General features: G+C 69.0%; 11 protein-coding genes and 2 tRNA genes. 6 read left to right on the plus strand and 7 right to left on the minus strand.

Features of this window, described 5'->3' with window-relative positions; all coding sequences use genetic code 11:
* From IEY89_RS30880 to IEY89_RS30890, 4 genes are all read left to right on the plus strand, one after another.
* Positions 1 to 1,468 (plus strand): site-specific integrase (locus IEY89_RS30880; RefSeq protein WP_229695491.1); only part of this gene is annotated, 1,468 nt, incomplete at its 5' end.
* A gap of 24 nt (positions 1,469 to 1,492) precedes the next feature.
* Positions 1,493 to 2,146 (plus strand): hypothetical protein, encoded by a 654-nt coding sequence (locus IEY89_RS41035; RefSeq protein WP_229695492.1) that lies wholly within the window; start codon positions 1,493 to 1,495, stop codon positions 2,144 to 2,146.
* Positions 2,147 to 2,202: 56 nt separating this feature from the next.
* Positions 2,203 to 2,721 (plus strand): hypothetical protein, encoded by a 519-nt coding sequence (locus IEY89_RS41040; RefSeq protein WP_229695493.1) that lies wholly within the window; start codon positions 2,203 to 2,205, stop codon positions 2,719 to 2,721.
* Between the two features lie 291 nt (positions 2,722 to 3,012).
* On the plus strand, positions 3,013 to 3,477 hold the full coding sequence (locus IEY89_RS30890; protein WP_189150824.1) for a hypothetical protein: 465 nt from the start codon (positions 3,013 to 3,015) through the stop codon (positions 3,475 to 3,477).
* A 380-nt stretch (positions 3,478 to 3,857) separates the two neighbouring features.
* Here the strand turns inward: IEY89_RS30890 and IEY89_RS30895 are convergent, their stop codons facing one another.
* The 7 genes from IEY89_RS30895 to IEY89_RS30925 all read right to left on the minus strand — a co-directional run bounded on the left by IEY89_RS30895 (position 3,858) and on the right by IEY89_RS30925 (position 12,556).
* Complete coding sequence (locus tag IEY89_RS30895; RefSeq protein WP_189150825.1) at positions 3,858 to 4,427, minus strand: hypothetical protein; 570 nt, start codon at positions 4,425 to 4,427, stop codon at positions 3,858 to 3,860.
* Positions 4,428 to 4,867: 440 nt separating this feature from the next.
* Positions 4,868 to 4,940: transfer RNA gene (locus IEY89_RS30900), tRNA-Lys, on the minus strand.
* 120 nt (positions 4,941 to 5,060) lie between these two features.
* Positions 5,061 to 6,596 (minus strand): amino acid permease, encoded by a 1,536-nt coding sequence (locus tag IEY89_RS30905; protein ID WP_189150826.1) that lies wholly within the window; start codon positions 6,594 to 6,596, stop codon positions 5,061 to 5,063.
* Between the two features lie 86 nt (positions 6,597 to 6,682).
* Entirely contained in the window at positions 6,683 to 8,764 is a 2,082-nt protein-coding gene (locus IEY89_RS30910; RefSeq protein WP_189150827.1) for a LamG domain-containing protein, read from the minus strand.
* A 217-nt stretch (positions 8,765 to 8,981) separates the two neighbouring features.
* Positions 8,982 to 11,135, minus strand: coding sequence for a DEAD/DEAH box helicase (locus tag IEY89_RS30915; protein WP_189150828.1), 2,154 nt, complete (start codon positions 11,133 to 11,135; stop codon positions 8,982 to 8,984).
* 232 nt (positions 11,136 to 11,367) lie between these two features.
* Positions 11,368 to 11,931: a hypothetical protein gene (locus IEY89_RS30920; protein WP_189150829.1), complete on the minus strand. Its 564-nt coding sequence runs from the start codon at positions 11,929 to 11,931 to the stop codon at positions 11,368 to 11,370.
* Between the two features lie 274 nt (positions 11,932 to 12,205).
* Positions 12,206 to 12,556 (minus strand): metallopeptidase family protein, encoded by a 351-nt coding sequence (locus IEY89_RS30925; protein ID WP_189150830.1) that lies wholly within the window; start codon positions 12,554 to 12,556, stop codon positions 12,206 to 12,208.
* Positions 12,557 to 12,671: 115 nt separating this feature from the next.
* Between IEY89_RS30925 and IEY89_RS30930 the strand changes: the two genes are divergently transcribed.
* Positions 12,672 to 14,273, plus strand: a complete 1,602-nt coding sequence (locus IEY89_RS30930; RefSeq protein WP_189150831.1) for a metallophosphoesterase family protein — start codon at positions 12,672 to 12,674, stop codon at positions 14,271 to 14,273.
* A gap of 48 nt (positions 14,274 to 14,321) precedes the next feature.
* Positions 14,322 to 14,394, plus strand: a tRNA-Glu gene (locus tag IEY89_RS30935).
* Positions 14,395 to 14,517 lie beyond the last annotated feature (123 nt).

The following is a 14,517-nucleotide window of genomic DNA, read 5'->3' on the forward strand; positions in this document are numbered from 1 at the left end:
CCCAACACCACCAACACGACCGCCGGATGATCGGCTACACCACGACAAGGGACACGACCCCGAAGACGGCGCCCGCCGCTCCTTCAGCCGCGCCGGCTACGAGTCCCTCAAGGCCGCGCAGACGGACCTCGACCACGTCCGTTCCCTGCTGGCGCTGGCAGAGAAGGACGACCCCGACAGCCTCCGGCGCCTCGTCGACATGCTGGAGAAGGTCTCGGTCGAGAAGGCCCCGCTCCCAGCCATCGAGGAGACTCGGCGCCGTCTGAGGGCGGGCCTGGCCCTCCGTGGCAACCTCACCGTCGGCGAGTGGCTGGACCAGTGGTTCTCCGCGAAGAAGCGACGCAAGACCACGCTCAACGCCTACGCCTCCCACATCCGCGTCCATTTGAAGCCGCGCATCGGCCACGTACGCCTCGACCGGCTCAACGTCGGCCACCTGGTGGAGATGTTCGACGCGATAGCCGACGACAACGAGGTGATCTCAGCCGAGAACGAGGCCCGCCGCGAGCAGATCGCCCGCTGCAAGCCGAGCACGCCCGGTCGCCCTGTCGGGGCGGAGCGGAAGCGGCTCGCCCCCGAACGAGCCAAACTGGCAGAGATGAAACCGTTCCGGAAGATCACCGGCCCGGCCACCCGTCAGGCAATCCGCCGCACCCTGCGCGCGGCCCTGAACTCCGCGATCGCCCAGCAGCTGATCACCTTCAACCCGGCGTCCCACGTCGAGTTGGAGTCCGGCAGGCGCCCGAAGCCCCTCCTGTGGACCGATGAACGCGTCCGGCGGTGGCGAGAGACCGGGCAGATCCCCGGCCCGGTCATGGTGTGGACGCCACAGCAGTTCGGCGCCTTCCTCGACGCAGCCGAGGGCGACCGGCTTTACGCGATACTCCACCTCATGGGCACCCGTGGCCTCCGGCGCGGCGAGGCGGTCGGCCAGGACTGGCACGAGATCGACCTCGACGTCGGCCTCATCACTCCCGCCAAGGAGATCGTGGTGGACGGCTGGGACATCTACGAGTCGGAGCCGAAGACAGACGGCAGCGCGAACACGATCGCGCTCGACAGCACGACCATCTCCGAACTGCGCGACCACAAAGCCCGCCAGGAGAAGGAGCGCGCGCAGTGGGGCGATGCCTGGAAGGACACGGGCAAGGTCTTCACCAAGGAGGACGGCTCCTGGCTGCACCCGGGGACGGTCTCCGAGACCTTCCGCCGCATCCTCGCCACGACCGACCTGCCACCCATCACCCTGCGGGACCTACGCCACGTCACCGCGACGCTCACGCACGGAGGTGGCGGCGACATCCACACGGTGAAGGAGACCCTGCGGCACTCCACCATCACGCTGACCTCGGACACGTACACGAGCCTGCTCCCTGAGCTGGACCGTGAGATCGCCGAGGCTGCAGTAAAGCTGGTACCCCGCGCCCGCAAGCGGAAGGTTGCGGAGAAAAATCAGGGCACGGTTTGAGGAGAGCACCGAAAGAATGCTGTCGTGGAGAACGAGAGCAATCTGTCCCTCACCCTGATCACGATCGACCGTGCGTCGTCGAGCACGGTCGCCTCCCGCCTGGACGGGAACGGGGCATGGCAGATTCCAACCCCTTCCCTGTTCGAGGACACGAGCGTCGTGGCCAAACTAGAGTTCAGCCCGGCGCTACCGGCACTCCTCGTCACCACCCTGGCGGGGGATCAGATTCTCTTCGAGTTGCCGCTCCAAAGGGCTGCTGATCAGCTCGAAGGACGGCTCGTCGTGTATCTCGACCAGAACCAGTGGAGCACTTTGAGCAACGCCTGCCATGACCTGCGGAAGAGTAGCGAGGAAGATCAAGCCGCTGGTCGGAAGCTCAGGGATTGGGTGGAACAACGTCGGATCATCCTGCCATCCTCTTCCAGTCACTATTTCGAGACCGGCAAGCGGTTCAGTACGGAAAGCGCTACGCCCTGGGGCTCACAGTCTTGCAGTACAGCCGGGGTTGGCAGATGCGTGACCCCTTGCAGGTCCGGCGAAACGAGCTTCACGATGCCTTCTGCCATCGTCTGGGCCGCCCCGGCGACATCCGCTCCGCCCCAATCTTCACCCTCGATCCGGATGCCCTCTTCTCTCCAATTCGATGGACTGGCTCCGGGCTGCCGTCGACGTTGCTGAGCCAGTTTGGGTTCCACCCCGACGCGCTTGTCGCTGCCTCTGCTTCCATCGACACCATGCTCGACACCGAACGGGTCGGTGAGGGACCAGACACCGGCTGGACGGCGGTGAGTCAGCGGTTCAGCAACTGGCTGGACGAACTGGATCAGGATTCACAGCAGAAGCGGAGGGCTGTCGACATCCACATCATTACGGATCTTCAGCAGGAGTTGGCTAAGGAGGCGGCCACGGCGGGAGTTCCCACAGAGCTGTTCCGGCAGTGGGGCTTCAAGGGATGGGTGCGGGCGGTCGGTGAGTCCCCGGCCGTCGGCCTATTCCGGGAGATGCTTCATAGTCGGCACCTCAACAAGGGCACGACGTGGCAACGTAATGACTTAACGGACATATTGCACCTGTCCTGCGCAGCCGGATACGCGGACTTCGTCGTCTGTGAGAAGCATATGCGCGACCCATTGCAGCACGGTTTGAAGCGCATGGGACGCTCGGCACAGGTCTACCGTCGGCTCACCGGCGCTGTAGCGGCCATCGAGGACCTTCTGGAAGCGCCTACCTCCCCTGTCAGTCCTGGGCAGTAGCTCTGGCGGGGCTCTATCTCCCCCGACCTGCGCTGACGGGTGGATTACACGGTTCTGGTGTGGAGCGGACACGTCGACCGCCGCGTTCAGGAAGCTGCCACCGATGCAGGACAGGTCCTAGTCCCGGTTCGGCAGCTGGCCAAATCCGCTGCAGGGGTGTAGGCACCGGTAGCAACAGATGTCTCTCCCCGTCGGGTCTTCGCCCAAGCCGCCCCGGAGGACCTCCTGGCTCAACTCAATCTTGGTGAAGCGGGCCAGGGGGTCTCTGGGCCGGGACACCAAACTCACTTCGTGGAGCTGCAGCTGGGACATAACGGGCCGCGGAAAGGCAGAAACGGTCTCACCATCGGTGTGTGGACAGTTGAGCCGACCGCAAACGTTGCACGCGCCGTCAGCGTCATGCCGCACGGTGACGTTGTATCGGGTATCGAGCAAGTGCGGGCAGGAATCGATGTCCTGCCCGCACAAAGAACAATTGCGAGTCGCGGTGAAGCCTGCAGACATGCCCCATCTGCTGTGCATGAGCGTGAGTCGGCATACGTCCCAGTAGGTGTCGTCGGAGTACTCGATGTTGCAGCCGAAGAGTCCGCCGACGAGGGCTGCGACGTGGTGAGCGTGTCGGTGAGCGAGGTCGGAAAGCTCGCTGTCCTCAAGGAAGTTGTAGGCGTCAACTGCGCGGGCGAGCGAGGTGCGTGCCGCCGCTTCCAGGTCATGCCATGGATCGGTGAGCTGGGACGTGTCGCGCGGCAGGTGTAGAGAACGCGCCAGTGCCAGGTACTGGCGGTGACCCCGCCGGTCGGAGGCGGGCGGCCTGATAGGCCGGGAAGGCAGAGTACGCGCCGCGATGTCGGTTCGTAGTTGGCGCCGGGCTTGCGACCACACGTGGATAAGGAAGTCCCGCTGCGCGCTCATCGTCCACAGTCCGCGACGGTGAATTTCCTCTGTCGTCGATGTCCAGGACGGAAGGCGGGCCAGGGACAGGCCCCAGGTGAGGGAGATGCTGCGACAGCACTGCCCGTTCAGGCGCATGGATTCTCGCAGGGCCGTCACGCCGTCCTGGTGCATCATGGCCAGGCGCACAGAGCCTGATGCCGGGGGCAAAGGTACTCCGGTGCGGATGACGAGGCCGGAGACTCTCATCCGGTGGTGTTCTCCGGAGCGGCATCGTCTGGCTCTGCCAGGGGAAGCTCGGCACGGGCCGGGTCGGACACGGCCGCTTGGATGAGGTTCTCGATGTCTGCCAGCCGGCTCGTGATCTCCAGACCTCGGATGGCCGTTTCGTTCTCGGTCCGAACGATCTCAGCGATCTTGACCGTTACACGCGCCTCGCCGACCTCGTCATCAGGGCAGTTGGGCCCCAGTGAGGAGCGTGCCCGCTGCCAGGCAGTCAGAACGATGCTTTTGACCAGATCGGTGGTAAGCGTGGTGGCCACAGCGATAGCGATGGTGGCCACCACCTCGGTGGCCCCGTACTCACTGAGATAGCGGCGGTCTTCTCGCGCGCATGCGAAGTCGATGTCCACGCCACGGTGTCGCAGTGTCTTGATCAAGCCGGCCACATCGTCCCGGTAGACGGCCATCTCGTCGATACTTGAGTCGGGGAGCAGAAACACGCGGTCGCCCGTTGGGGCAGTCAGCACCGTCTCGGGCAGGTCTGCCGCTGAGATGTCCCAGCGTGTCACATCACCGGTGATCTCTTTGGCCATCAGCAGGAGCCCTCTCGTGATTGAGCGTTGTGCGCGTGCCCAAGCCTAAAGCGGCGTGGGATCACGCTGTCCCGCACGCAGTAGTCCACTGAAGTTTGGTCTTGAGTCGACTGCCGTCAGTCATGGCAGATCAGTTGGAGGGTGCGGGCTACTGCTCTGACATCGCAGGCTGAGAAAACGACAGATGAGCTAATTAGCTTCGGCTGCGGCCGGTCCGCCGGCTACCGCAGCACGGGGCAAGAGGCGCCGCGTCGCTGTGAAGCCTCCCAGACGCGCCCGCGAGTGATCTTGTCACCATGACAAAACGTGCGGCCCTGATCGAACATCCGCTCACGCATCGCTCACGCACGGGCCCGAAAACGAGTCAGCGCCCGAGCCAGCCGAAGCCGACCCGGACGCTGCATAGCAGGTCAGAGGGCGTTTCCCTCCCCCGCTACCCGTAGACCCTGTGGGACTCGAACCCACAACCAATGGATTAAAAGTCCACTGCTCTGCCAATTGAGCTAAGGGTCCCCGCGATGTTGCTCCCCCGAGCATAGCCGGACCCGGCCACGACTCCGATCGGGTATCGGAGACACGGCCGGGTCACTCCACGAGCGGGGCAGCGGCCCCCGGAGGAAATGGGCCCCCTCGTTATGGATCGACCGGTTCGGGCGCCCCCTTGCGAGCCGCCTCCCGGGCCCGGGTCCGTTCGTGTTCGGGGTTGAGGAACCAGTGCCGCGCCGACACGGTCCACCACAGCGCCGCGAACCCCAGCACCACCAGGACGGCGATCGGGGCGTAGTTGAAGGTCTCCCAGGTGACCGGCGCCACCTGGGGCAGCATGAACAGCACCGTGATCACGGCCACCCAGATCACCGACACCACCCCGATCGCCCGCGACCACCGGCCCAGATGCCACGGCCCCCGCTCGAACGCCTCGCCCTTGCGCAGCCGCAGCAGCGTCGGGATGACGTACGCGATGTAGAGGCCGATCACCGCGATCGACGTCACGGCCGCGTACGCCGTCACGTTGATCAGGTAGGGCAGGCCCAGGAGCAGTGCCCCGAACGCCGCCAGCCAGACCGCCGCGACGGGGGTACGGGTGCGCGGGCTGACCGTGTGCCAGAGGTGGGAGTAGGGGAGGGCGCCGTCGCGCGAGAAGGCGTAGATCATGCGGGAGTTGGCCGTGACCGACGCCATGCCGCAGAACAGCTGGGCGCCGATGACGATGAGCAGGAGCAGCTTGCCGGCGGTCGCGCCCACCGCGTCGAGCAGGATCTGCGCGGGCGGCACGCCGGTCGGGGACCCGAGGGCACCCTCGTACGACTGGATGGCGAAGGTGAAGCCCAGGAGCAGGACGAAGCCCGCTATCCACGAGGTCCAGATGGACTGGACGATGCCCTTGGGGCCCGCCGTGGACGCGTCGCGGGTCTCTTCGGTCATGTGTGCGGAGGCGTCGTAGCCGGTGAAGGTGTACTGGGCCATCAGCAGCCCGAGCGCGACGACGTACACGCCGCTCCCCCAGCCCGTGTTGTTCACGAACTCGGTGAACACGAAGGAGGCGGACTGGTGTTTGTCGGGCACGAACGTCAGGGCGCCGACGATGACGGCCACACCCACCACGTGCCACCACACGCTGACGCTGTTCAGCAGGCCCACGATGCGTACGCCGAACGTGTTCAGGAGCCCGTGCAGGACGAGGATGCCGGCGAAGAGCAGGATCGTGCTGCCCGGGGTGACCTCGAAGCCGAACTGGAGGTTCAGGTAGGCGCCCAGGAAGGAGGCCGCCCCGAAGTCGATGCCGGCGGTCACCGCGACCTGCCCGAGGACGTTGAACCACCCCGTGAACCAGGCCCAGGCGGCGGCCGTTCGAGGGGGAGCGAGCCGGTGCGCCCAGAAGTACAGGCCGGCGGAGGTCGGGTAGGCCGAGCAGATCTCGGCCATCGCCAGCCCGACGAAGAGGGTCATGAGCCCTACGACGACCCAGCCCCAGGTGATCACGGCCGGGCCGCCCGTGTTCATGCCGAACAGGTAGAGGGTCAGGCAGCCCGACAGGACCGAGATGATCGTGAAGGACACCGCGTAGTTGGAGAACGCCGACATCCGGCGGGCGAGGACCTGCGTGTAACCGAGCTGGGCCAGCCGTTCCTCGTCCGACAGCCCACTCACTCTGACGTCATCTGTCATGCCCCCAGCAATTCCCTCGCTGGGGGTATGACATGCGTCACAAGTGGATCCAGTTGGCTGGAAACATGCCTGTCCTTGCCCCGCGGTCAGACGTCCGTCGCGCCGACAGCCAGATGAGCCACCTGCGTCGCGCTGAGCACGCCCGCGTAGACGTGCACCTCGTCGACCGCTCCGGCCAGGTGTCCGCCCCAGCCGTCCACACCCTGCGACCGGCCGATCTGCAGGTCACCCGTCGTCGTCCAGCCGGGCCGGTACGCCTGCCTCGCAGACAGCTGCCCGTCGGCGTAGAGCAGGATCTCGTCGGCCTCGTCGTCGTACACGAGCGCCAGGTGATGGACATCGTCCGGGGAGGCCCACGCGCCGCCCGCGGTGAGCGTGACCTGCTCTCCGCCGGCGTCCGTCAGGGCCATCTCCCAGTTCTGCGTGGACCCCGAATAACGCACCTCGGCAAGGGAGTTGCCCTCACCTCCCACCGACAGCACCGTCATCGGCCGGTCCTGCGCCGCCGCGTCGATCCGTACGTGCGCGGCGACCGAGAAACTGTCCTCGGTGGCGATGCCCTGGCCGTCCGTCGCGGCGAAGTCCCCGTCGCCGTCCAGCAGCAGGTGTCCGGAACCGAAGAGGGGGGACTGTCCCGGCAGGCAGTCCGGGTCGAGCCAGTCGCAGGGGGCGCCGTCGCGGTAGATCGCCGCGTCCCCGCCGAGCGTCAGTGGCCGCCCGCCGTCCCGCTCCGGGCTGTTGCCGCCGGTCACCTCGTCGAGCGCCCAGTACCCCTCGCTCACGGTGCCCCGCTTGGCCGCCCCGGCAGCCTCGGCGGCGACGACGATCCGGTCCCACACCCGTACGCCGGCCAGCCCACCGCGCCAGTTCCCGCTCGCGCTCCCTCTGGCGAGCGTGCGCCCGATCTGGAGGTTCCCGGACACCGAGGTGCCGGTGACGTTCTGGGCCGTGCCGACCGCCCGCCCGTCCACATACAGCCGGGCCGTACCGGCGACCGGGTCGTACACCCCGGTGAGATGCGCCCAGTCACCGGTCTCCGGCACACCACCCCGTACGACCGAGCCGCCCACCGAGAACGACCAGGCGCCGTCCTCCGCCCCGAGCCCGAACCCGGCCGCCCCGCCCTGGCCGACCGCGGTCATATCCGCGGCAACCACATCCGGCCGCACCCAGGCGCTCACGGAGAAGGCGCCGCCGGTGTCCACAGCCGGTGCGCCGCTCGTCAGATACGCGGAGTCCGACCCGTCGAGGCCGACGGCCCCCGTCACCGAGGTCCGCGCCGGGCCCGCGGCGCCGAACACGACCCCGTCTCCCGCCGTCGCGGTCCTACCGCCCGCTTCCGCCGCGGCCTCACTCGCCCCGGTCGGGTCCGCGAGCGTCCAGGCGGCGACGGCCGTACGACCCCCGCTCACCCGGAACTGGTGGGTGGCGGGCGTGCTCGCGTTGCCCGCCCGGTCGACGGATTGGACGTCCAGCCACTTGACACCCTCCGACTGCGGCAGCCAGCGCAGTTCCACCGGCCCGCCGGGCTCGGCAGGTAGGGCCGTCAGCTGCGGCCCGCCGAAGAAGCTGTAGCGGTACGACACCGTGTCGTCCGACGTGGAGTCGACGGTGAACGTGCCGTACACACCCACCCCGTCGTGCCACAGCTTGTCGTCCGGGTACTCCGGCGACGACACCAAGGGCTTTGCGGGCGCCTCGGTGTCGTACACGAACTCGCACGGCCCGCTGCCGCCGTCGGAGCTCCACGGCCCCCACAGCGTGCCGTCGCTCGCCCGCACCCGCCAGCTCACCTCCGTGAACGCCGGCACGTCGGTCGGCACGGTCCAGCTGAACGGCGAACCACTGAGCAGGGCGGTGGTCGTCCCGCTCGTTCGTATCTGCCGTACACCCGAGCCGTCCGTCCAGGACACCTCGAACTCGGCGCTCATCCGGCCCCCGTCCGGGTCGCGGAGAACCGTCCTGAGCGTCGGCCGCGTATCGACGTACGGCCGGTCCGCGCCGGCGACGCACGCCTCGTTCTCGGTGGTCAGTTCGGACAGCGCGGGCTGGGACGGCGGTCGGTTCTCCGCGGCGGAGGCCGCCCATGGCGCGGCGACGACGGCCGACGCCGCGAGCACCGCGGCGACCCCGCAGCGTGCGAAGGCATGACGATCCAACGGATTCAACTAGTTCCCTCCCCCTGGATCCGGCTCATCGCCGGACCATCGATTCCGCGCCGGAGCGTAACAGCCGCTACTGACAAGCGAGTTGCGATTTTCGCGGCGCCGGGGAAGGGGTGCGGCAACGCCGAAGGGCCCGTACGACCGGAGTCGTACGGGCCCTTCGGACATCAGTCGGACATCAGTCGGCGATCACGGTGACCACTCGCTGATCGACCGGCGATCAGCCGTTGCGCTTCCAGCGCGGCTTGTCGTCGCGGCGGCCGAAGGACGAACCCGAGCCGGAGCCCGAACCCGTGCCGGTGCCGCGGTGGTCGTCACGACGGCCCTGCGGGCGGTCGTGGCCGCCGGCGCGGAAGCCGCCGCCGGTGGGACGGTCGCCCTGGCGGTCACGGTTGAAGGGGCGGTCGCTGCCCCGGTGACCGGTGGCCGGACGGTCGTCGCGGCGGAAGCCGCCACGGTCGTTGTTGTCACGGTTGAAGCCGCCCGACGGACGGTCGTCGCGGCGGTAGCCACCGCCCGAGCCCGAGGGACGCTCGTCACGACGCTCGAAACGGCCACCACGGTCGTTGTCACGGTTGAAACCACCCGACGGACGGTCATCACGACGGAAACCACCACGGTCACCACCGTCACGACGGTCGTCGCGGCGGAAGCCACCACCCGAACCCGAGGGACGCTCGTCACGACGCTCGAAAGAACGGCCACCACGGTCGTTGTCACGGTTGAAACCACCCGACGGACGGTCATCACGACGGTCACGGCGCTCGTAGTTGCCCCGCTCGTCACGGCGCGGACGCTCCTCGCGCACCTGCGCCGCCGCGACGGCCTCCGCCTCGGCGGCGGCAGCGGCCTCCGCGACGACGGCGGCAGCGGCCTCGGCCACCGCGGCCACGGCTGCCTCCGGGTCCTCGCCCCGCTCGCGCGCGGCACGCGCGGTCAGCCTGTCGGCCTCCTCGCGCAGTTCGGCGGCACGGCGCGTGGCGCGCTCCAGCTCCTTGGTGAGCTGCAGAACCTCACGCTCGGCCTGCTGGGCGGAGCTGCCCGCGGACTCCGCCTGGACCTCGGTCATCGACCGGGCGCCGGTGATCTCGGCGACCTCGGGGTCGAAGGCGGCGCCGCCCTGAATGATGTGACGCCCGGCGTCGACGCCCGCGTCCTCCATCAGCCGGAAGATCTGGCGCCGCTGGTGCGGCAGGGACAGCGACACGACCGTGCCGGAGCGGCCCGCGCGGGCCGTACGGCCGGAGCGGTGCAGGTAGTCCTTGTGGTCGCCGGCCGGGTCCACGTTCAGGACCAGGTCGATGCCGTCGACGTGGATGCCGCGGGCGGCGACGTCGGTGGCGACGAGGGCGTTGACGTAGCCCTTCTTGAAGTCCTCCAGCACGCGGGTACGCGCGCCCTGCGTCATACCGCCGTGCAGTGCGTCGGCCTTCACGCCGGACTCGCAGAGCTGCTCGGCGATACGGTCGGCGCCCAGCTGGGTGCGGACGAAGATGATCGTGCGGCCCTTGCGGGAGGCGATCGCGGCGGTGACCGGCGCCTTGTCCTTGGGCTTCACGATGAGGATGTGGTGGGACATCGTCGTGACGTTGCCCTGGGCGCTGTCGACCTCGTGCGTGACCGGGTTGGTCAGGTAGCGCTTGACCAGCGTGGAGATCTCGTTCTCCATCGTGGCCGAGAACAGCATGCGCTGGCCGCCGCCCGGGATCTGGTCGAGCAGCTCGGTGACCTCGGGCAGGAAGCCCAGGTCGGACATCTGGTCGGCCTCGTCGAGGACGGCCACCTCGACGTTCGCCAGGGAGCAGGCGCCGCGGTTGATGATGTCGCGCAGCCGGCCCGGGGTGGCGACGAGGACGTCGACGCCGCGCTCCAGGGCGTACATCTGGTTGCTCATCGACGTGCCGCCGCAGACGACCTTCATCTTCAGGCCGAGGACGTCGCCGTACGGCTGGAGGGCGTCCGCGACCTGCATCGCGAGCTCACGGGTCGGCGTGAGGATGATGCCGCGGGGCTTCTTCTTCTCGGTGTGGCCGCCGGACAGCTTCGTCAGCAGCGGGAGACCGAAGGAGAGGGTCTTGCCGGAGCCGGTGCGGCCACGGCCGAGGATGTCCTTGCCGGCCAGGGCGTCCGGGATGGTCGCGGTCTGGATCGGGAAGGGGCTGGTCACACCGTTCTGCGTGAGCTTGCGCACGACGCCCTCGGGGAGACCGAGATCGGTGAAGGTGATCTCCGGCTCGCCGGGCTCGGTGTCGACCGAGTCGGCGGCGTCCGTGTCGGCGGCCGTCTCAGCGAGGTCGAGGTCGAGGCTGACGGCCTCGTCGTTCTCGTTCTCGTTCTCGGGCACGACGATGTGATCAGTACTGGAAATGGACATGCGAATGCGAAACCTTCCGGAGTCTCGTCGGCACGCGCCCGTCAACTCCGTGATTTCGCAAATTGACCGCCTCAATGCGGTCAGCCACGGCAAAGGAGAGTACGCGCCACACGCGGCGCATCTCTTCGGCGCCAGGCAATGGGATCAAACGATCTACTACCATACGCACCCACCTCCCCTTTGGGCAAATTGAGTGCCATCATCGCAGGTCACCCCCCTTCCGGACCCTCCACTAGACCGCCACTCCGGCCTCGGGCGCCGGCTCCCGCGTGACCAGTTGCGGCTGGGCCTGCTGCGGCTGCACCGAGGACGACGGCTCCGCGATCGTCGGGTCCGGCGAGACGGGCGGAGGCGTGGGCGACTCGGGCGGCGGCTCCGGCTCCGGCTCGGCGGTCTTCGTCGGCGTGGGCTGCGGTTTCGTCGGCGTGGACGCCCCGGGTCCGACGGGCCCTGCACTGCCGCCGCCGCCCGGTTCGGCGGGCGCCGACGCGGACGCGCTCCGGCCGGCGGACGGTGAGGCGCCCGGGGAGGCGGGCGCCCCGCTGGCCCCCTTCGCGCCCCCCTTGCCCTTCCCGCGCCCACTCTTGCCGTCACCCGCGGACCCGCCGGCCCACCCGGCACCGCCACCGCCGGTCACCGCCGCCCCTCCGTCGGGCGCCTTCGCGCCCTTCTGGCCCGCGGAGTGGGAGGGCTTGACCTGGCCGGCGTCGTCGGCGCCCACGCTCATACAGCCGGCGGCAGCGGCGACGGCCACAACCGTGGCGGCCAGACGGACAGGTACATGCAAGGGGCGCACGGGCAGCCACCTCCGGTGGGGAGTCGAGGAGTCAAGGTGCTCAACTCCCGTCGCCCACAAGAAGACACGCGCCCCGCACCAGCCTCCGCGCGCCCCACCCCTGTCCGTCAGCCGTACCCGCGACGGGCGAGACCGCCCGCCATGGCCGCCGGGCGAACGCGGTGGCCCAGCGGACCAACCGCCGCCCGGCCGCAGTGAGACAGGCGACCCGGCCGGGAATGCGACCGCCACCCCGCCCCCGGCTCGCCGACCGCGTCCCCGGCCTCGACCCCCGTCAGCCGTATCCGAGCGCGTGCAACCGCTCGTCGTCGATCCCGAAATGGTGAGCGATCTCATGGACGACCGTCACCTCGGTCTCCGCGACCACGTCGTCCCGCGTCTCGCACATCCGCAGGGTCGGCCCCCGGTAGATCGTGATCCGGTCGGGGAGCACCCCGGCGTACCACTCCCCGCGATCGGTCAGCGGCGTCCCCTCGTACAGCCCGAGCAGCTCGGGATCGTCCGTCGGCGGCTCGTCCTCGACGAACACCGCGACGTTGTCCATCAGCCTCGTCAACTCCGGCGGAATCCGGTCGAGGGACTCGGCGACCAGTTCCTCGAACTCCTCGCGCGTCATCTCCAGCACACGCCCATTGTCCGGTACGCGCCGCCCGCACGGGGGCCACTGACCCGCGCTCCGCGGAAAGCCGTGCTCTGCGTCACCCCGCATAGCCGCGACCCGCTTTGGGCATACGGGACCAATGGCACGCGTACCCGCCAACACCCCGCACCCCAAAAGCCCCCACAGCACCACCAGCCGCTTCACCCGCCCCCTGAGCGCCCTCGGCGGCCCCTACCGCGCCCGGCGCGCGCACCCGGCCGCCGAGCTGGTCCATCCGCCGCACCCCTGGACCCGCGCCCTGGGCCTGGTCGCGGTGGTCCTTCTGGGTGCCTGGCTGGGACTGCTGATCGTCGGCAACGTACGCGCGCCGGTCGGCCCGATGGACACCACGATGACCCTGCGCCCGTCCCTCACCGGCGGCACGAAGATCAACGTCTCGCCCCTGGGCGCCCTGGAACTCGGCAGCCACACGGCCCCCGTCCGCCTCGACGTGAACGTCGACCAGCTCGACCCGGCGCGCGCCCAGGCACTCGTCGACCACCCCGAACGCCTCTCCGGCCTCCAGGACGAGGTGGCCCAGGACGTCGGCCACGGCACCCTCGACCTGGCCCTGCGCTCCTGCGTGGCCGTCGTCTCCGGAGCCACCGCCCTCGGCCTCGCGGTATACCGCCGCCCCCGCCGGGCCCTCGCGGCCGGCGGCCTCGCCCTCACCCTCCTGGTGGCGTCGGGAGCGACGGCGTACGCGACCTGGAACCCCAAGTCGGTCCTGGAACCGAAGTTCTCCGGGCTCCTCTCCTCGGCCCCCTCGCTGGTCGGCAACGCGCGCAGCATCGTCGCCGAATTCGACGTCTACCAGAAGGAGCTGGCGCGCCTGGTGACGAACGTGACGAAGCTGTACGACGTCACGTCCACGCTCCCGACCTACCAGCCCGACCCAGCCACGATCCGTGTCCTGCACGTCTCGGACATCCATCTCAACCCGGCCAGCTGGAAAATCATCGCGTCGCTGGTGGAGCAGTACGACATCAACGTCATCGTCGACACCGGCGACACCATGGACCACGGCACAGCGGCCGAGAACGGCTTCCTGGATCCGATCAGGGACCTCGGCGCCCCGTACGTCTGGGTGCGCGGCAACCACGACTCGCGGCTCACCCAGCGCTATCTGCAGCGCATGAAGAACGTGCACGTCCTGGACGAGGGCCGCGCGGTCACCGTCGGGGGACTGCGCTTCGCGGGCATCGGCGACCCGGCGTTCACCCCGGACCGCGCGGCGGGCGAGCAGGACGGCGGCCGGGACCAGGAGCTGGCGGGCGACCGGCTGGCCGCGGCCCTCCGCGAGCAGCGGGCCCTGGGCACCCCGGTCGACGTGGCGATGGTCCACGAGCCGGACGCGGCCCGGCGGACGGACGGCGAGGTCCCGCTGGTCCTGGCCGGGCATCTCCACCACGCGGAGATGGAGGTCATGAAGAAGGGGACGCGGTTGCGCATCGAGGGCTCGACGGGCGGCAGCGGGCTGCGCGCGCTGGAGAAGCGGAACCCGGACCAGATCGAGATGTCCGTCCTCTACCTGGACCGGGACACGCAGCGCCTGCAGGCCTGGGACGAGATCAAACTGGGCGGCCTCGGACTGACCACGGCGGAGGTGAGCCGCCATCTGCCGAAGGAGAACCAGCCGGGCGCCACGCCGGTTCCCTCACCCTCGACTTCACCCTCGCCGTCCCCCGTTCGGAGCCCGTAAACGGTTTTGGCGAACCTCCCCGGCATCACCTATGCTTCTCACGTCCTCGCCCCCATCGTCTAGCGGCCTAGGACGCTGCCCTTTCAAGGCGGTAGCACGGGTTCGAATCCCGTTGGGGGCACAGGTAGTAAGTACGGTTGGCGGCATCCCGCATCAGGGGTGACCGCCATTTCGTGCGTTCGGGGACGTTGCGGAACGACCGTGTCGAGGGGCCCGCGTCGGCGACGCACGGCTCGGGCTCGCG

Source organism: Streptomyces lacrimifluminis (assembly GCF_014646095.1).
In the GTDB taxonomy this organism is placed as follows: Bacteria; Actinomycetota; Actinomycetes; order Streptomycetales; family Streptomycetaceae; genus Streptomyces; species Streptomyces lacrimifluminis.